Below are 19,721 nucleotides of genomic sequence, written 5' to 3' on the forward strand. Positions count from 1 at the left end.
AAACTATGGTTGTAAACCATTACTGGTTAATGCTGCTGTGTTCTTAACCATTGCCGGCGGTGCATGGTCAAGTATCAGTTTACTCCAGCCTTGGCGCGCATCTTTCTTGCCTTTTTTATGATCTTCCATTACCCGTTTTATGCGCAAGGCATATTGCCAGCAGGTACTTTGCCTTATCTGTAATTTCTCCGAAAGTTGGTACGAAGAGATATTGCCTTTGCTGGTATATATAAGGTATACAATATAAAATGCCTTGTTAATAGGAATGCGGTTGTTCTGAAATATGGTATTGTACAGCACCGATTCTTCGTAATTACATTTAGAGCAACGCCTGCTGTATGGTGCCCGGCCGTTCTTGTAAACTTCGTTACCGCATTTAATACAGGCAAACCCTTTAGCCCACTTAATATCGGCTAAGAATTTATTGCAAGTTTCCTGATCGGGGTATTTCAGGCTAAACTCATCAAAGGAAAGTTCGGTAGAAAGGGCACGGGCGTCGGTTACCTTTTCAATATTTGTTTTGAGCTGAATGTTGTCGCTTTCCAACAACACATTCATGCGTGTAATTTCTGATGCTTGCGCTTCCAATTGTTGATTGATGTTCAGCAATTCTTGGTTCTGCACTTCAATAACTTGCGATTGCTGAATGATCTCCTCCGATTTTTCTACCACCTCGCGAGTACGCTCATTTACTTTAATTTCCAGCTCTTTATTAATAGAGTCTTTAAGTTCGTAATTGATCTGCATTTGCCTCATGGCGGTATCCTGCGCTTTTTGTTTTTGCCTGCGCAGCAACCGAACCTGGTCGCCAATGGAGAACGAGAGGAACAACATCTCTAATACAAAGCTAAAACCCAAACTATAATTAGATACCAGCCCTGGTATAATGCGTGCAAAGCCCAGCGCCGTAATAGCTTTTAAAATAAAGCCCATGTACAAAAAGGTGTAGCCCAGCACAAAGAACCTTGCGGGTTTAAAGCCTTTGGCCCAAATAACAATGCCAGTGTAAAACGCGATGCTCAAGGGTATAAATTCTACAAATTTATAGTAGAACAAGCCCTTGTTAAACAGCAGGCAGTACAAAAAGTAAATAGTGCGCAGCACAATTACGGCGTTGATAAGCCGGTACAAGGCAGGCGCTTTTTTGCGTACATGCAACAGCTCCTTAGTAAATACCAGCGCAAAAAAGCTAAGGCTGTACAAGGCAAAACCATAGGCGTAATGGTTCCAATGAGGGGCATTGGGCCATATATATTGAAAAGCAATACCATCGGTACTCATTTCATAAAGCCCTACACTTAATATATACAATACGTAATAAAGGTATTGCCTGCGCTTAATGGCCAGGTACATTAACAGGTTATGAAAACTAAAAATAAGTATGATGCCGTAAAACAGGCCGTAAGTAAGGTACTCGGTTAATGCATAATGTATAAAAAAAGTAAGCTTACGGTATACAATAATAATATTAACCCCATCGGTGGCACGTACGTTAAAATAGCAGGTATAGTTGCCTGGGGGGAGTGGCTGCAGCTGAAATTCAAAATTCTTGTGCTTATATAAGCGTTTGTCAAAGTTAAAATCGGCGCCAGAGCGGCTGCTTACATAATTGCCTTGTGCCGTTGGTAGGTAGGCCGTAATATAGTTAGTGGTTTGATCAAAAAATTCTATAACGGCACTGTGCGACTCCAAAGATTCAGTTATATGGATATTGATCTTATACCAGTAGGAGGAGTGCGGTTCACTATCGGGAAAATACGAGGAACTGGTTTTAAATTGATGTTGTTTGTCGGCTAATTGAACCTCATTCAGGGATAAGTGACTGCCCTTTTCATGTAAAAACTCAACCTCGTTGTTGATGAATACATGCTGGTCAATTTTGCTATTGATTTGCACAGGTGCTTGAGCCCCGGCCATGTAGCTTAGTAATATTAAACAACAGGTAAAAAGATTAGTGAATAAACTTCTAATCATACGCAATAATTAAATAATAGCAGGAGATGTCCTGATAAATAACTGGTTAAAGATCATGCCTTAACAGCAGGATACAGGTTACAAAGCTACACAATGATGTTCTATATTATTATAACTTCTCTTGGTAAAATGAGGTTAATTCCTTGAATTTTCATGGTGGATTTATACCTCACCTCGATCTGTTTCGGGCTATTTATTCGCTGATTATACCTCGTTAAAATTTACAGAGGTAAATAGGCAGCCTTTAAATCGATTACATAACGGAACTCACTAAGTCTTCAAAAAATAATTCAAATTTTTACTCAGGATTTAAACGTATTAGCCCCCCCGAAAATTAAATGTATAAAACAATGCAGTTGGTTAATTATCAGCACTAAATCCAATTTGTATTTTGCGCATGAAGCGTATTAAAAATATTGTAAATAGTTAATTTACAGGGTTTTATGTATTTTGCTACTTGCAAAAGTCGTTTGCTTTTTGATATTTTTGACCCTGTAATGTAGCAGCATCCCTGTTTGCCCATTACAGTAAACCAATTAACCAACAATACAACAACTATGAGCTACTTAACAGCGTATGGCTGATGCCCGACATCAGCGTTTTGGCAAACCTGTGTTTGCAGAGATCTAACATTTCATTTATATCAATTAATTTTATGAGAAAACTATTTACGCTACTAATTTTATTACTCTCTATTCAGTGTTCGCTTGTAATGGCCCAAGTATCTGCCGTTAAAGGTCAGGTCAAAGATAAATCCGGTCAGCCTTTGCCGGGGGTAACCATTAAAGCCGATGGAACCAACAATAATTCCATTACAGATGTGAATGGTAAATTTACCATTGTGCCGGCTGTGAATGGTACACTTACATTTACCTATGTGGGCTTTGCACCGCAAACCGTACCTGTTGGTTCGCAAACGTCTATCAACGTTACCTTAACCGAAACCACCAATAACTTAAATGATGTTGTGGTAATAGGTTACGGCACACGTGCGGTTAAAGATGTAACCGGTACCATATCAAGTATCAAAGCCGAAAAGCTTGAAAACGAAAACCCGGCCAGTGTTACCGACATTATCAGGGGTAATATTCCCGGCATCAGCGTGGGTTTAAATACCTCGGCTAAAGGTGGTAACACCGGCGATTTGCAGGTTCGCGGCCGTTCATCTTTAAGCGGTAACGTTCAGCCTTTAATCGTATTAGACGGTGTGATCTACTTCGGCCAACTGGCCGACATTAACCCGAATGACATTGAAAGGGTAGATGTACTGCGCGACCCGAGTGCTTTGGCGGTATACGGTGCTCAGTCTGCAGGTGGTGTAGTAGCTATTACTACTAAAAAAGGTCGTAGCAATGGTGTTCAGATCACCATAAATGCCAACACCGGTATTGCCCAACTGCTGCAAAAGCAAAAGTATTACCAGGGCGAAGACTTTTTACGCTGGCGCGGTGACGTGGCCCGTGCTAATAACGTTGCAAATCCATACTATTTTTACAGCGACCCACGGGCATTACCCGAAGGCGTTACGCTTGCACAGTTTATGGGGTCATCAACAGGCGACCCGGTTACTGTTTATTTGCAACGCGTTGGTTTGTTTACCAATGAAATTGCCAACTACCAGGCAGGCAAAGTGACTAACTGGTCCGACCTCATTTTCCGTAATGGCCTCCGCCAGGATTATACAGCCAGTCTTTCGGGCCGGTCAGAAAAAGTGAGTTACTACATGTCTGGTAATTATACTAAAAATGAGAACCTCATCAAAGGCGGCGATTACCGGAACGCCCGTTTTCGTGTTAACTTAGAAGGTAAAGCATCCAGCTTTTTAACAGTAGGGGTTAATGCGCAATTTGCAAGCCGCGATGAAAGCGATGCAAGTACTTTAGGTGGTAATGGTGATGGCCATGAAGCCGACTGGACTCAAATTGCAAATTCATCCCCTTACGGCGATGTGTACAACGCCAATGGAACGTTACGTCGTATTGCTACCGATGATAACGGTTTAAACCAGCGTAACCCGTTTTTAGGGCAGGCATACAATCAAAACGTTGCCATACAAAACGTTTTGTTTTCAACCTTATTTGCAAGAGTTGATTTACCTTTTGGCTTTAAGTACACGATGAACTTTTCGCCGCAAATTGAGGCGTATCGTAACTTTTTCTTCCGCCCTGTTGCAAACCCTAACGAACTGGCCGGTGGTACTGCTGCACGCACGGTTGAAAGCAGGTACCGCTATAATTTAGATAACATACTTACCTGGAATAAAACCTTTGGCGTACATAATTTTGATGCAACCTTTCTCTTGAATAAAGAAAAGTACCAAAGCTGGTATACCAGGGCCGATAACTCTCAGTTGAGCCCGAGCGATGTATTAGGTTATCATAGCATTGGCTCTGGCGCACTGCCTGTTGTTAGCAGCGACGACCGTATTTACAACGCCGATGGGTTAATGGGCCGGTTGAACTATTCATTAATGAGCCGTTACTTGCTAACCGCTACCGTTCGCCGCGATGGGTTTTCACCTTTTGGGTTGCGTAGTCCACGCCAAAACTATGTATCTGGTGGCTTAGCCTGGGTATTTACGCAAGAGAACTTTATGAAAACCGATGCTCTAAATTGGTTAAACTATGGTAAGTTACGTATGAGCTTTGGCTCAAACGGTAACCGCTTATCTACAGGTACCGCCGATCCTACTTTGGCATTATCTACCCTTAGCCCAACCCGTTACCCAACCAGTAATGCGGCAGGAGTGGTTACCAATAATATAGGTGTTTGGAAAGCATCTTTACAAAACGAAAACCTAACCTGGGAACGTACAACCGGTTTAAACTTTGGTTTAGACTTTGCCGTGCTGAAAAATCGTTTAAGCGGATCTGTTGAGTTTTATCCTAACCGTAAAACAACCAACATGATCACCTCGCAAGAGCTGTCTTACGTACAAGGTTTCAACAATAGTAATAACATCATAATAGGTGGCCGTAATGGTTCAAACTCGTTAACTAACATTGGCGAGGTTACCAATAAGGGATTTGAGTTATCATTAGAAGGCAAAGTTTATCAAAGCAAAAACTTTAATTGGAACGCCGGTGGTACATTTTTCTTAAACCGCAATAAAATTGTACACCTGTATGGTGAAGTGCCGGTAGTAGATGCAAACGGAAACACCAGCATGGTTGAAGCCAATGATATTGGTAACGGTTGGTTTATAGGCAAGGATATTAACGTGGTATGGGATTACAACATCTTAGGTGTTTGGCAAACCCCCGAAGCTACCGAGGCCGCTAAATATGGCGCACGTCCCGGCGACTTTAAATTACAGGATGTAGACGGCGATTTTAAATTCACCAACGCTGATAAGCAGTTTTTGGGATCGCGCAGTCCTAAGTTCAATTGGTCGTTGCGTAACGATTTTAATTTTCTGAAACATTTTGATGCCTCATTCTTACTGGTGTCGAGCATTGGCCAGCTATCACAATACAACCAAGCTTTAAACAACCCGGGCAGTGTAGGCTACTTCCGCATGAACTCGTATGCATTACCATACTGGACACCCGATAACCCGATTAACGATTACGCCCGCTTAAACTCCGGGTCATCAGGTACAACCATCAACGTTTGGCGTAAGTCATCATTTGTGCGCCTGCAAACGGTATCATTAGGTTATACTTTCGATCAAAAACTGATCAAACGCTTTGGTATGCAAAGCGCCAAAATTTATGTGAACGCTGCAAATGCCGCTGTATTTTCTAATTGGGACCTATGGGATCCGCAAAACAACGGCCCTACACCAAGGTACCTTTCTGCAGGTGTGAACGTAACTTTTTAACCAGATTAAGAGATTGTAATTATGAAAACAGTTAATAAAAATATAATAGCCGGCCTGGCATTAACGGCTGTGTTTGTGGCTTCCGGCTGCACCAAACGCAGTGAATTATATCCCGAAGCGCCTTCAAAATTTACCCCTGATGTAACGTTAACTACACCGGCAGCTTTCAGAAACGCGCTGGCTTCCTTAAATCCAAGCTTGCGTTTTGAGTTCTTTGGTGATTCGGCCCCCTTGCTTAGCGAGTCAATTTTTACTGATGCCGCTGTTGACGGTACCACCGATAAAACTACACCCGCCCAGGATTTAAATGTGCGCATTACGCCTACAGCCAATTTAGATAGTGATGATTATAATAAAATAGGCCGTTACTGGTACGCCTGGTATTCAGGAATAAAAGATGCCAACGTTATTATTTCACGTATCGATAATGCTACCTGGTCTTCACCGGCAGATCGTAATAGCGTGTTAGCTTCAGCTTATTTTCACCGGGCTTACCGTTACTATCGTTTAGTGCATGAGTTTGGAGATGTGCCTTTGGTGTTAAAAGAAGAAAGCACCATCAATAAATCTTACTTCAGCACACAGCGCATGGTTATTTTGCGCCAGATGAAAGCAGACCTGGAATTTGCCGTGGCTAACTTAACCGATGGCAATGCCAAAGGGGATATTTCCAAAGGTGGAGCAGCTCACCTGCTGGCCAAGGTAGATTTAGCCTTGGGTTTATTTGATGATGCTATTGCGGCTTGTAACGTAGCCATCAACGGTCCTTATAAGTTAATGACAGCCCGTTTTGGAGTCAATGCCGTTGATGCGTCGAAAAACGTGATATGGGATATGCATCGCCCGGAAAACAAGGCCATGGCTACCAACACCGAGGCACTGTACGTAGTTTTAGACCGCGAAACCTTAGACGGTGCAACGCCAAGCGGATCACAAGTAATGCGTAACTGCTGCCCTATGTGGCACAACGGTACCATCTTAACTCCCGGTGCGCTGAAACCCGGTATGTCTGATGCTGTTACCGCCGAGTTTCCGCTTACTTTGTTATACGGAAGAGGTATTGGCCGTTTGCGCCCTACACCTTATGCCACCAAATATATCTGGACCGATAATACCGACCTTCGCCATGCACCCGGTAACTGGATGAACATGACCGACCTCGTGTATAATAACTCAGCTATCAAGACCAGCGACCCTACCTGGTACGGTAAGAAGCTGGAGCAATACACCCCGGCTAATGTTAATCAACGTTTTCTAAACGGTGCCAAAGATACCATCCGTGCCTGGTTTAGCTGGCCGCATTATAAAGTGTTTATCGGTTCTTCGCAGTTTGCGAGCGATAAATGGTGGAGCCCGCCACGCGGTACCAATACCGACTGGTATATATTCCGCTTAGCCGAAACCTATTTGCTGCGCGCCGAAGCCTATATCTGGAAAGGGCAAACGGCATCGGCTATGGCCGATATTAATATGGTAAGAGCACGTGCACAAGCACAGCTTTTAACAGATGCAGGTGCTGTAAATATTGGAACCGTGCTTGACGAGCGCCAACGTGAATTGTATTGGGAAGAACCGCGTAAAACCGAGCTTACACGTATGGCTTACATATTTGCCCAAACAGGTATTGCGGCTTACAATGGTAAATCGTACAACATGGCCAGTTTCTCTACCAACAACTTCTTTTATGATCGCATCATGGAGAAGAACGATTTCTACAAAAATCCTAATGTGGTAACTAACTCGGGTAACCATTACACTATTTCCCCTTATCACGTATTATGGCCTATTCCGCAACATGACATTGATTTGAATACCAGCGGCCGCATTAACCAAAATAAGGGCTATGCAGGTGCAGAACTTAATGTTCCGGCATTAGATAAAATTCAATAATTCTAAACATATCACAATTTATCTTAACGTATGCAGCGTAATGGCTGCATACGTTTTTTTAGGTAACACGCATGCATCTTTATATCCTGATGAAAAAATATTTTATAGTTCCTTTGTTAGTAGGTTGTGCGCTAACGGCAAGTGCACAAGTAAAACCTACCGCTAAAAAGCCGACTGTTAAAAGCGTAAATCATGTAACGGTTTATGTTACCGCTAAGGGGACCGATTACCGTCTTAAATCCACCGAAACCCTCAACCTGCAACCCAAAGCGCAGCCGCTCGAAACAGAGACAGTGGTATTTGTAGACCCGGCTAAAACCTTTCAAACCATGATAGGGATAGGAGGGGCACTAACCGATGCCTCGGCCGAAACCTTTGCCAAATTACCTGCCGACAAGCAACGGGAGTTTTTAGCGGCCTATTACGGTAAGGAAAAGGGGATAGGTTACACCTTTGCCCGCACCAATATTCAAAGCTGCGATTTTTCGAGCGATACTTATAGCTATGTATCAACAAACGATGTTACGTTAAAGAGTTTCGATATAAGTCACGATAGAAAATACCGCATTCCGTTTATTAAAAAAGCGCAGCAAGCGGCAGGGGGAAAGCTTAACTTGTTTGTAAGTCCATGGAGTCCACCTGCCTGGATGAAGGATAACAATGATATGCTGCATGGCGGCAGGCTAAAGGCCGAGTATCGCCAAAGCTGGGCAACTTTCTACACTAAATTTATTAAGTCTTATGAAAAGGAGGGCATTCCTGTTTGGGGCCTGAGTGTGCAAAACGAACCCATGGCTAAACAAAAGTGGGAATCGTGCATGTATACAGCCGAAGAAGAGCGCGATTTTGTGAAGCAGTATTTAGGTCCAACGCTTCGCAAAGAAGGCTTGGCAAACAAGAAACTTATTGTATGGGATCATAACCGCGACCTCATGTACCAGCGCGCCAGCACCATTTTAGAAGACCCAGAGGCTGCAAAATACGTTTGGGGGATAGGCTTTCACTGGTACGAAACCTGGACCGGCGGCGGCATGCAGTTTGAAAGTACACGCCGCACGCATGAGGCTTTTCCTGGTAAAAATCTGGTTTTCACCGAAGGCTGTATCGAAAAGTTTGACTACAACCGTTTAGACGATTGGGCATTGGGCGAGCGGTACGGTTTATCTATGATCAACGATTTCAACAGCGGCACCGTAGCCTGGACAGACTGGAACATACTGTTGGACGAAAAGGGCGGCCCAAACCATGTGGGTAATTTTTGCTTTGCCCCCATACATGCCGACACCCGTAATGGCAGTCTGCACTACACCAACGAATATTATTACATAGGCCATTTCTCCAAATACATCAAACCCGGTGCTAAGCGCATTGTAAGCTCTTCCAGCCGCGATAAATTGTTAACTACCGCTTACCTTAACCCCGATGGCAAAATTGCAGTGGTGGTCATGAACCCTAACGATGCTAAAGTTGATTACAGCTTATGGATCAAGGGCAAAACCGTCGCTGTATCAAGCTTACCACACTCTATAGCCACTTTAATGGTCTACTAATTGAATATGATAACTCTCTCTAAAATTGTGATTACGGGCACCCTTGCCTTGAGCATCACATCTTCATATGCTCAAAAAAAAGGTACGGCCGATGTTTGGCTCACCAATGCCGATCAATCTGCACTGTTTGCAAAACAAGCACAACCGCTGGTGTTTAGCAAAAATTCTGGTAACGATTCTACCATTGTGGTGGATGTTAAGCAAACTTATCAATCCATAGACGGATTTGGGTTTACCCTAACAGGTGGCAGCGCCCAACTGATGATGAAAATGACACCTGCGGCTCGCAAGGCGTTAATTCAGGAATTGTTCGCAATCAATGGCCGCAATGTAGGTATCAGCTACCTGCGGGTGAGTATTGGGGCATCAGACCTTAACGAGTTTGTGTTTTCGTACGATGATCTGCCTGCCGGGCAAACCGATCCTACGTTAGCCAAATTCAACTTAGGGCCCGATAAAAAAGATGTAGTACCGGTACTGAAAGAAATCTTGGCAGTTAACCCTAAAATTAAAATATTAGGTTCGCCATGGTCGGCACCGGTGTGGATGAAAACCACCGGCGACACCCGTGGTGGTAGTTTAAAGCCAGATTGCTTCGATGTATATGCCCGTTACCTCGTTAAATATATTAAGGCGATGGAAGCCGAAGGCATTCCCATAGATGCTATCACCGTACAAAACGAACCTCTGCACCCGGGCAATAACCCCAGTATGCTAATGCTGGCACCCGATCAGGCTCAATTTGTAAAGGCTAATTTAGGACCAGCTTTTAAAGCGGCGGGTTTGAAGACCAAGATCATCATTTACGATCATAACTGCGATAAGCCTGAGTATCCGATCAGCATCCTGAACGATCCGGATGCTAAGAAGTACATTGTAGGGTCGGCATTTCACCTGTATGCCGGGAAAATTGAAGCGTTAAGCGAGGTGCACAATGCTCACCCCGATAAAGCCGTTTATTTCACTGAGCAATGGATGGGTACTCCTGCTAATTTCAAAAGAGATATTTCCAGCCACATTACCAAACTTACCATTGGTGCCACACGTAACTGGAGCCGTACCGTTATTGAATGGAACCTTGCCGCCGACGCAAACAGCAACCCGCATACCGATAGGGGCGGTTGTTCATCATGCATGGGAGGTATTACCATTGATAAAGACAATGTGATGCGCAATCCCGCCTATTACGTGGTTGCCCATGCGGCTAAATTTGTAAGGCCGGGTTCGGTACGTATTGCCACCAATATGTTGACCGATTTGCCAAACGTTGCCTTTAGAACGCCCGATGGTAAAACGGTACTCATTGTAATTAACAACGGAACTGCGGCAAGCAATTTCAACATTAAATATAAGGGAACAACAACAAAGGCCGGTTTAGCAGCCGGATCGGTAGCTACCTATATTTGGTAACTGCAACTGATTAACTGTTTGTGCCTGAATATGATTCTATATCAGGCACAAACAGTTACTTTATTTCATTAGCCTTACTTCGTATACGTTAGCTACCGACGATTGTGGCGCGGCTTCAAATTTTACGGTCAACACTTTAGCTTTTATTGCTTCAGCAGGCAGGTTATAAAATACTTCTACAAATTTATTTTCACCTGTTCCTTCGAGAGTAACGTTTTTAAGCAATACGTTATTTACCAGTATATTAAAGTTTTTATTCTTTTCGCGGCCAAAGTAAATTACCCTGAGTTTGGTAGCATTACCGGCATCATTTTTTAAATCGTAGCTAAACCAACCCGTGGCATTTCTAAAGTGTCTGTCGGCAAAGGTGCCATTCTCCGTTTTTTCTCCTTTGAAATTATGGTCCGATTCGGGTTGTTGTTCGCCGGTGCTCACCCTGTCTACCGTTTGTGCATCAAGCTCTTGCTTAATTTTTTCTTCCGCTTTTCTTGCTGCAATAATCTTAGGCAAGTCTGATGTGGTGGTAAACGGCCAGTATACTACATAGCGCGTATCTTGCAGGGTATAAAAAGGCACCAGTTTTAGATCTTTATATTTTTCCTGATAGATCAATTTGGATGCACCGTAGTTCATGGCTGCAGTAGAAACCGGGGTTACTTCCGGCTCCATGTTTTTGGTGGCAGAAACGATCAGCGGCGCCTCGTCAAGCGGCATAAGCGGACCCGAAGCAATATGGCCCATGCGGCTGGCATCAGCATTTAATCCTACAAGGTCTTTCTTGCCCATATCGGCGGCCAATACAATTGGGCCATGTAAAAAGGCAACCCAATTAGAGCCATCGGGCAAAAACTCGGTGCTGGTATGCATAGGTAAAGTTACGGTCACAACATCGCCGGTTTTCCATGTTCGTTCTACACTTGCGTATGCTTCAGAGTCTGTTTTTATAGGTTGATCCTTGCCATTCACATTGATCTTTAATTTACCTTTTTCTACCCATGAAGGATAGCGAAAGTGCATAGCAAAGCGGCTTGGCTTATTAAGCTTTAAAGATATTTTAGAACTTTCGCTGTATGGAAATGCTGTTTCTTGCAATAGGGTAAGGCCTTTTTCTTTCCACTTAAGCGATGAAGCAATAAACAGGTTAACGAAAAGATCTTTGTTTTGGTGAGCGTAAATCAGCTCTCCATATTTACCATGGTTTTCCAGCCCGGAGCCTACGCAACACCAAAAACCTTCCTGTGGTTGCGAGTAAACTTTGTAATGGCCGGGGCGCATAGGGGTAAAATACACAAAACCACCCTCGGGCCGTTGCGAAGAAAGAATGTGGTTATACAAGGTGCGCTCGTAATAATCCATATAAGCGCCCGATGGGTTCGATAAAAACAACTCCTTGGTAAGTTTGAGCATATTATAGGAGTTGCAGGTTTCCGGTCCCTCGCGCGATTCTATCATCGACGAGAAATTATTGGCCGGGTTGAAATGTTCCTGCACACTATTACCGCCAATAGCTACTGTACGGTGGTTAACTACCGTATTCCAGAAGAAAGTTGCTGCATTGCTCCACGATGTATCGCCACTTAGTTGGGCGATGCGTTCGTAGCCAATTACTTTAGGTATTTGCGTATTGGCATGTATGCCGTTCAACGCATCTTTATCTTGCAATAGCGGGTTTAGTATGGCCTGGTGAGAGAATTTGCGTGCCAGTTCCAGGTATTTTTTATTGCCGGTAATGGCGTACACATTGGCAAAAGCCTCATTTAATCCACCATGCTCGCTGCGTAGCATCTGCTGTATCTGCTTTTCAGATAAATTAGCAGTCAGATTCATAAACCAATCGGTTAACTTGATCAGTACATCTTTAGCCGTAGCATTCCCTGCAACCGCCCAGGCATCGTACAGCCCTGAATACAGCTTATGAATGTTATACAAGGGCACCCATTTACCATTAAGCGAAAAGCTATTGGCGTTAATATTGCCTGCTTCAATTTCTTTCCACATGGCCTTGCCACCCGGGATGCCGCCAACGTACCCGTTACCGTTCTTTTGCTGGCATTTTTGCAGTTCGGTAATCATATAATCGAGTCGTTGCTTAACAACTGCGTTGCCGGTTGATGCATACATTAACGACAACGCTGACAAGTAATGTCCGCCAATGTGGCCATCTAACCCGGTGTTTTCCCAGTTGCCGTAGGAGGCTGTTGATGTTTCTATCCCAGCATCACGACGATACGGTGCCAGCAAGCGATCGGGGTTAAGCGCCAGCATATATTTCATATCGGTTTGCTGCGCCTGCTTAAAAGGGCTTTCTAATAAATGTACAGATGATAATGGAAATGCCTCCAGCGGTTTTACCTGGCTAAAACCGGTTAAAGCCGATAAAGCTAAGGCAAGTGTGCAACCAAGCTTATTTAAATGCATAACAAGAAGTTATAGGTGGTTTATAATTGTCAATTATACAATTATAGTTAAATCGATTGAAATATCCATTTAACCCATAAAATATATTTTTCGACAATATTTCGAATTAAATAATTCATTTACATCAACAATACATCTATGCGGTGAGCGTGCACCATCTTTAATTTTTCTGACCAGGCAAACACGGTAAACTGTCCGTCTTGCGATGCAACTAATGCCACGGCATCGTGCTGGTCATGCACAAATTGTGCGGCCGCTAAATGCCTGGTGCCACCATTTTGTGCCGGATGTACGCGGCTGGCTTGTACGCCTGCTACAGGTTCGGTAATAATGATCTGCCCAACAGGCACGCTCTTGTCAGACCGGGCTACCTTGGCACCAAAGGCCAGCAGATCGTATTGTTGGGTAATTACCGTGGCACCATCTACAGCAGTAAAGCCGCCGATGATATCAATAGCCTGCAAAAGCGATTCCTGCCATTCAAACTTCTTATGCTCCTGTTCCTCTTCGTTCATTAAATCGGCAATAACGGTGTATGGTGGGGTAACCTCGTATTTTACAGGGTGTACAATAGAGGTTTTCCATTCTTCCGAATTTCTTGGAACGATAAGCACCAGTCCGCCGCGCTTGTGTATACGCACAGCAGCAGCCAGTTGTAAAAGCACGTTAAACGATTCGCCCATAAAAGAGGGGAGCGACATACTGTCTAAAGAAGCCATCAACGCCGGGCACTCAGCTATTCCCATCGATTTTTCGTCAAGCACCTTGATCTGATCCCCCTGCAGCACGGCAATATTCACAAATTTACCGAAGCCGGCCAGTCGGCGGTGTTTAATTACTAAGAGGCCCGGTTCTACCACCTCCAGCACGAAGCAAATGCCCGGAACGGTATGCGTGGTTCCCCAAATATAAAGTTCATCGCCCTCATGCCAAACACCAAGGTGAATGCCCGGCTGTTCAACCGCAGGGGCAAGCTTAACCAGACTTTGCGGGGTAAGGCGTAAGCGTTGGCCAAAAATCAAAGGCTTATCTGCCTGCGAAGGTTGTAATAATGCCAGGGAAATAGCAGGGGAGTGGCCTTCCTCTCGCCTTAAGCTGGCCCAAAATGCCACATCAATTACCGCCTCAATAATGTTTGAACTAAGCGCCGTAGCCAAATCTTTTTCGCCAAGCTGGCGTGCAATAGCCAAATGTTCGGCAAAATGAGTTTCAATGGTTTCGGCCACCATGCGTGCAGCCAGGTATGACGGTTCGGAAAACATACAGGTTTATTTTAGAACAATGATAACAATGTACGGCCGCATAACAAAAGTTGTAGCCTATTGCGATGTTAATATAACGCTTAAATGATTTTTATGATCAGCAAATTAATTTTTCTGTACCTATCAGGTCTCTGATAAGATTAACTTATCGGGTAGGGTTACTTACCACCAAGTAATGTATTCGGCCAAGGCCAACTGGAATTTGGTTTCTGAGTTTGAGCATCCGCTTAGCTTTCAGCATAACGCCGAAGGTTATGGTATACAAGCCTCCGGAACGTTAAATACTAAACTTTCAGATTTGATAACTTTACAGTTACTGCAATGTATGGTAAATGGAGTACAGGAAGGGGGGTAGAGACTTGTTGTGCTTATTTAATGGTCAAAGGCCTGTAACGCTACTAAATGTCTTAACTGTGTCTCAAACAGTATACATGCCGGTTTAAAAATTAAATTTTAGCAAAAAAAAGATTTAACTGGCCAGGCAAGTAGTATTCAACCAAAACTCGTGTACAGCACTTAAGCATTTAATTAAATTATTATAGCCCATAGGCTTGGTTACGTAAGCGTTGGCTCCAAACTCAAGCGATGTTTTAATGTCCTTGGGGTTATCTGAAGTTGAAAACATAACCGTAGGCACATAGCGCAGCGCCTGGTTTTCTTTGATCCTTTTGAGCAGGTCGAGGCCAGATAAGCCGGGTAAGTTCAGGTCTATTAATATTAGCCGTGGTTTAACACGGTTTTCTGCTAAGCTATTGAGGGTTGTTAATGCCAGGGCACCATCATCTATGGTTTGCATGATAGTCTTATTGTCTATCTGGCTTATGGCGCGCTCTACAACGTCAATAAAGTCTTCGTTATCTTCAATATAAAAAATATCGGGTGCTGCCATTACATATTTCTTTTAAATGCTATATAAAATACCGTGCCAACTCCAAGCTCGCTCTCTACCCAAATACGAGCATTATGTTTCTCAATAATGCGTTTTACTATAGCCAGGCCAACACCTGTACCTTCATATTTACGTACATTATCCATACGTTTAAATAAATCAAATATACGGTCATAGTAGTTTAAATCAATACCCACTCCATTATCGCTAATAGTATAAATGACTTCGCTATTGGTCTCTCGTCCGTCAATTTTTACTTTAGGAGGATTTGATTTACTGGAATATTTGATGGCGTTGTTAATAACATTCGCAAATACCTGGCTAACCATCGTTTTATCGCCATACACAGCTGGTGTGTTGTCTACCTCAAATTGTAAATCGTGGGTGTTAAAAGCTACAGTTAAATCATTTTTCAACTCATGTATGAGGCTCTCCATTGGAATTTCGGTGTAGATAACCTCAGTTCTACCAACCCTTGAGTAATTTAATACTTCTTTGATCAGGTAGTTAAGCTTATCGGCACCACCAATTACCTTTTTCAATATCCGGCGCGCGTCTTCGTCTAAACTGGTGTTAGATTCTAACAGAAGCTCTGAATAATTTTTAATGGTAGACAGCGGCGTGCGCAAATCGTGAGATATGGTAAAACTGAAGGTATCCAGCTCTTCGTACGCCTGTTTCAGTTTCTCATTAAGCGTTCTTATCTCATTAGCCTGGCGATTAATGGCATAAACTACTTCTTCGCGCAAGCGTAGCACATTGCTGATTTCTTCCCGGTTCCAGCGGGCCGAAGTGTTTTTTACCGTTTGCGACCAAACCTCGAACGATGTTCTGGGCGATAAGTTGGCCAGGCCGTTATTGTCAACTTCAACGGGCTTATCCGGGTTACCCGCCCAGTTTATGGTGGCAATTTGTTCGGGTTTAAACCAAATCAAAAATTCGCCCATTTCCTTTGATAGGGTGCAAACCATTACACCACTGGCCAACTCGCTGTAAGCCTGCGCCGGTTGGTATATTTCGGGAAGCTGGTGGGTGTAAAAAATACGGTCTTCCATATGGTCAATAAGCCAATTAACCAATTCCTCTATCTGCTCTTTACCGGGCGTTTTGCCCAACATGGTTACCTTGTCTTCATAAATCACCGCTGCTCCCGTAGCATCGGTAATATCTAACAAGGTGGTATCATGGCCTGAAATTGCATAGGCTACGTTACCGCCGTTACGCAAAATAAGCGAAAGGCTATCGTAAGCCACATTATAGTTGAGGCTTTTTACTACGTTTTCTTCATCCTGTTTATACTCTAAAGCCGATGATATGATTTGGCCAATTAACTTAGAGGCCTCTCGTGCCTTGAAATTTATAAACCGGGGTGTATAGTTATGGCAGGCAATTAAACCCCATAGCTCATCTTTATAAAGTAAAGAGATACTAAAGCTGGAGGCCACACCCATATTCTTTAAATATTGAATATGAATAGGAGATACAGCCCTTAGTTCTGAATGGGTAAGATCAAGTGGTTCGGCCTCGCCATTAGTGCCCAGCGTTAAAATAGGCGATGCATCAGTATTTACATCAGTAATTATCCGGGTGAGGTTGACCTTGTATAATTCGCGTGCTTGCTTCGGTATATCGCTGGCGGGGTAATGTAAGCCTAAAAAAGGCTCGAGATGATCTTCTTTTACTTCGGCTATTACCTCTCCATGTCCGCCATCTAAAAACTTGTAGATCATAATGCGATCATAACCTATCAAACTCTTGATTTGCAGAGCTGCATTATCTAATAACTCATTCAATTGTTTTCCCGAAAGCATTTCGCTAACCGAGCGGCCTATTGTTTTTTGCAAATCAACGTCGTTGGCAGAGGTATTTGGTTCAAATTCGAGTAAAGCGTGTTTACCGGATTTTGAAAAAATCATGTTAAAGCTTTTCTCACGCAGATCGATGGTATAATGATTAATTGTTTCAGAACCCTTGGAGTGATGCCCTAACTGCAAAATATGATTGATGAAACCTGGCGTTTCGGCGTGCTGTAATAGCGGCTCAAACTCAGCAACGGTTTTGCCTAAAACATCTTGTGCTTTAACGTTAAGATATTGCAATACGTTCTCACTAACGTAACTAACTACGTCGGTGCTATCAAAAGCTACCAAAAAACCATGCGATTGAACCTTTCCGGGAATGTGTATAGGTTCGCGGTCGCAGTTAGTTAAGTCTACCTTATAATCAATCATTTAAATAACTTAGGATTGTGATTTGTTAACGTACATAACTACGTCTTCTTGTGGTTCCTATCTTTTACTTTGAATGTAAAATTATTAAATAGATTAACATATCACTTTATTTAATTTTAAAAATGTAGTGTTAAAACGTTTGCGAATATTCATGAGGTTGGAGTAATTGCTTGCCGAATGCTTTTTTTGTAACCGGTAGTTAATTATAAATTAATTTTGGTATTGTGTTTTTTAATGGTGAGATTAGTTTACAAGCAGCCAACATATGTTACCAGACACCGAAGAGCCCGAATTTTCTGCCGGTAGTTTCTATCAAACCGATAATCAGCTTAAGCGGTTGTTTATGCAAACGCAAAGTTTAATGGCTATTTTAAAATGGCGTGAAGGGGTGTGCGAGCTTATAAACCCCATGTTTAAAAGCTTGTGGGCAAATCGTGAGGTGCTTAATATACCTATGCGCCAAGCCTGGCCCGAGTTGGGGCATTGCTTTTATAAAAAGGTGGAGCAGGTTTTTGATACCGGTAAAACCAGGCACAGCTATGAGTATGCCGTAGATGTTAAAAAAGGAAGTGAGCCTGAGTATAGCGAAGCATTCTTTGATTTTGTATACTCCCCTTATACCAGCCATCAGGGAGATATTGAAGGGGTGATGGTAATGGGTTTTGATGTTACTGCCAAGGTACAGGCCCGGCGCGAACTGGCCGAGCAGCAATTGCTTTTTAAAGATATTACCGATGCTGCCGGCACCGCCCTCTGGACGGTTGATACCCGTGGTAACATAACCTTTGTTAACCATACCTGGATAGACTGGACGGGCAGCCCGTACGAGGCTCATTTAGGCCGCGGCTGGATAGAATATGTACAACCCGAAGACCGCGACCGTGTAATAGGCGGCTATATACGCGAAGTAAACCACAGGGCACCTTACGAGGTAGACTTTAGGGTGCTGCGCAGCGATGGTAAAACACAGTGGGTGGCCGCAACCGGCAAGCCGCGCTATTTACCTAACGGCGAGTTTGCAGGCTATGTAGGCTCGTGTATGGATATTACCGAACGGAAAAAATCAGAGCAGATGCTGAAGGCCAGCGAAGAGCGCTTTCGCAGCATTGCCGATTCGGCACCGGTGCTTATTTGGATGGCCGGGGTAAATAAACATACTACTTTCTTAAATAAAAGCTGGACCCACTACGGCAGCGAGATGCAGCTATTATCAGATAGCAGCTACCTGCAAAGCGATCTGCTGCACGAACATGACCGTGACAGGGTATTGGATACTTATACGCAAGCTTTTGATGCGCGGCACGAGTTTTATATGGAGTATCGTATGAAAAGCCGTTATGATGACCGCTACCGGTGGATAGGAATGAAGGGCGTTCCGTGTATTGGTGCCGATGGTACGTTTGAGGGCTACATTGGTTCGGGTATGGATATTAGCGCGATGAAGGAACACGAGCAAATTAAGAATGATTTTATTGGCATGGCCAGTCATGAGCTTAAAACACCTATTACCTCCATTAAAGCCTACATACAGTTATTATTAACTATTTACCGTAACAAAACTGATGATGATTTCCTGATGAAATCTTTAAACACGGTGAATAAGCAGATCAATAAGCTTACCCGGCTAATAACCGACTTGCTCGATGTTTCAAAAATGGAAACAGGCCGTTTAAGCCTCAATTGCGAATTATTTGTGCTGAATGACCTGCTCAAAGAAATTGTAGAAGAAGTACAGCATACCGCCACTCAGCACGATATTGTAATGAGTACCCCACAGCAGGTAACCATATATGCCGATCGCGACCGGATTGGCCAGGTAATTACCAACTTTTTAACTAATGCCATTAAATATTCTCCTGAGAGCGACAGGGTTGACGTTATCCTATCAATCAATAATAACGAGGCGGTTATAGCCGTGCAAGATTATGGTATAGGCATAAGCCCCGACGAGCAAAGTAAGATATTCAACCGTTTTTACCGTGTTGAAGGGCGTAACGAACAAACGTTTTCGGGTTTTGGTATAGGCTTGTATGTGGCTGCCGAAATTGTAAAACGGCACGATGGTAACGTTTGGGTAGAAAGCCAGAAAGACAAAGGGTCGGTATTCTATTTTACCATACCACAGAATTTCGAGGACTGATCTTTTTTAGGCCAACAATGCTTTAGCGCCATGTTTGTACTTTACTGATTAAAAGCCATTCAAATTAATTATTTTAATAAAATGTGTAAACAGTAAGGGCCAATTCGTGTTAAGCATTATATCATCTACTAAAA

The 19,721-nt window shown here is 43.3% G+C and carries 10 protein-coding genes and 1 pseudogene; 6 read left to right on the top strand and 5 right to left on the bottom strand.

What is annotated here, in order from left to right:
• Nucleotides 1-3 precede the first annotated feature (3 nt).
• Nucleotides 4-1,917: a 7TM diverse intracellular signaling domain-containing protein gene (locus IEV61_RS08850; protein ID WP_229747078.1), complete on the bottom strand. Its 1,914-nt coding sequence runs from the start codon at nucleotides 1,915-1,917 to the stop codon at nucleotides 4-6.
• 712 nt (nucleotides 1,918-2,629) lie between these two features.
• On the opposite strand from IEV61_RS08850, the gene IEV61_RS08855 reads away from it, so the two are divergent.
• From IEV61_RS08855 to IEV61_RS08870, 4 genes are all read left to right on the top strand, one after another.
• Nucleotides 2,630-5,797: a SusC/RagA family TonB-linked outer membrane protein gene (locus IEV61_RS08855; protein ID WP_188415772.1), complete on the top strand. Its 3,168-nt coding sequence runs from the start codon at nucleotides 2,630-2,632 to the stop codon at nucleotides 5,795-5,797.
• 21 nt (nucleotides 5,798-5,818) lie between these two features.
• Nucleotides 5,819-7,687, top strand: a complete 1,869-nt coding sequence (locus IEV61_RS08860; protein WP_188415774.1) for a RagB/SusD family nutrient uptake outer membrane protein — start codon at nucleotides 5,819-5,821, stop codon at nucleotides 7,685-7,687.
• A gap of 89 nt (nucleotides 7,688-7,776) precedes the next feature.
• Nucleotides 7,777-9,237 carry a glycoside hydrolase family 30 protein gene (locus IEV61_RS08865; RefSeq protein ID WP_188415776.1) on the top strand — a complete coding sequence of 487 codons (1,461 nt, stop codon included), beginning with the start codon at nucleotides 7,777-7,779 and terminating at the stop codon, nucleotides 9,235-9,237.
• Between the two features lie 6 nt (nucleotides 9,238-9,243).
• Nucleotides 9,244-10,647: a glycoside hydrolase family 30 protein gene (locus tag IEV61_RS08870; RefSeq protein ID WP_188415778.1), complete on the top strand. Its 1,404-nt coding sequence runs from the start codon at nucleotides 9,244-9,246 to the stop codon at nucleotides 10,645-10,647.
• A 60-nt stretch (nucleotides 10,648-10,707) separates the two neighbouring features.
• Here the strand turns inward: IEV61_RS08870 and IEV61_RS08875 are convergent, their stop codons facing one another.
• Both IEV61_RS08875 and IEV61_RS08880 read right to left on the bottom strand, forming a co-directional pair.
• A complete protein-coding gene (locus IEV61_RS08875) occupies nucleotides 10,708-13,065 on the bottom strand; it encodes a glycoside hydrolase family 127 protein (RefSeq protein ID WP_188415781.1) in 2,358 nt (785 codons plus the stop codon).
• 119 nt (nucleotides 13,066-13,184) lie between these two features.
• Nucleotides 13,185-14,327, bottom strand: a complete 1,143-nt coding sequence (locus IEV61_RS08880) for a putative sensor domain DACNV-containing protein (protein ID WP_188415783.1) — start codon at nucleotides 14,325-14,327, stop codon at nucleotides 13,185-13,187.
• Nucleotides 14,328-14,460: 133 nt separating this feature from the next.
• On the opposite strand from IEV61_RS08880, the pseudogene IEV61_RS08885 reads away from it, so the two are divergent.
• A pseudogene (locus IEV61_RS08885) lies at nucleotides 14,461-14,682 on the top strand (hypothetical protein); the annotation flags it as partial.
• Between the two features lie 114 nt (nucleotides 14,683-14,796).
• Here the strand turns inward: IEV61_RS08885 and IEV61_RS08890 are convergent.
• Both IEV61_RS08890 and IEV61_RS08895 read right to left on the bottom strand, forming a co-directional pair.
• Entirely contained in the window at nucleotides 14,797-15,216 is a 420-nt protein-coding gene (locus IEV61_RS08890; RefSeq protein WP_188415785.1) for a response regulator, read from the bottom strand.
• Nucleotides 15,216-17,447, bottom strand: coding sequence for an ATP-binding protein (locus IEV61_RS08895; protein WP_188415787.1), 2,232 nt, complete (start codon nucleotides 17,445-17,447; stop codon nucleotides 15,216-15,218). The genes IEV61_RS08890 and IEV61_RS08895 overlap by 1 nt, the downstream gene beginning before the upstream one ends.
• 265 nt (nucleotides 17,448-17,712) lie before the next feature.
• Here IEV61_RS08895 and IEV61_RS08900 point away from each other — a divergent pair, with 265 nt between their 5' ends.
• Nucleotides 17,713-19,587: a PAS domain-containing sensor histidine kinase gene (locus tag IEV61_RS08900; RefSeq protein WP_188415789.1), complete on the top strand. Its 1,875-nt coding sequence runs from the start codon at nucleotides 17,713-17,715 to the stop codon at nucleotides 19,585-19,587.
• Nucleotides 19,588-19,721 lie beyond the last annotated feature (134 nt).

Source organism: Mucilaginibacter galii (genome assembly GCF_014635825.1).
Classification (GTDB): Bacteria; Bacteroidota; Bacteroidia; order Sphingobacteriales; family Sphingobacteriaceae; genus Mucilaginibacter; species Mucilaginibacter galii.

What these genes read in the sequence shown, in the direction of transcription:
- IEV61_RS08895 (WP_188415787.1), bottom strand. Translation starts at nt 17,447, where the DNA reads ATGATTGATTATAAGGTAGACTTAACTAACTGCGACCGCGAACCTATA.
- IEV61_RS08855 (WP_188415772.1), top strand. Translation starts at nt 2,630, where the DNA reads ATGAGAAAACTATTTACGCTACTAATTTTATTACTCTCTATTCAGTGT.
- IEV61_RS08860 (WP_188415774.1), top strand. Translation starts at nt 5,819, where the DNA reads ATGAAAACAGTTAATAAAAATATAATAGCCGGCCTGGCATTAACGGCT.
- IEV61_RS08865 (WP_188415776.1), top strand. Translation starts at nt 7,777, where the DNA reads ATGAAAAAATATTTTATAGTTCCTTTGTTAGTAGGTTGTGCGCTAACG.
- IEV61_RS08880 (WP_188415783.1), bottom strand. Translation starts at nt 14,327, where the DNA reads ATGTTTTCCGAACCGTCATACCTGGCTGCACGCATGGTGGCCGAAACC.
- IEV61_RS08890 (WP_188415785.1), bottom strand. Translation starts at nt 15,216, where the DNA reads ATGGCAGCACCCGATATTTTTTATATTGAAGATAACGAAGACTTTATT.
- IEV61_RS08875 (WP_188415781.1), bottom strand. Translation starts at nt 13,065, where the DNA reads ATGCATTTAAATAAGCTTGGTTGCACACTTGCCTTAGCTTTATCGGCT.
- IEV61_RS08900 (WP_188415789.1), top strand. Translation starts at nt 17,713, where the DNA reads ATGTTACCAGACACCGAAGAGCCCGAATTTTCTGCCGGTAGTTTCTAT.
- IEV61_RS08850 (WP_229747078.1), bottom strand. Translation starts at nt 1,917, where the DNA reads ATGGCCGGGGCTCAAGCACCTGTGCAAATCAATAGCAAAATTGACCAG.
- IEV61_RS08870 (WP_188415778.1), top strand. Translation starts at nt 9,244, where the DNA reads ATGATAACTCTCTCTAAAATTGTGATTACGGGCACCCTTGCCTTGAGC.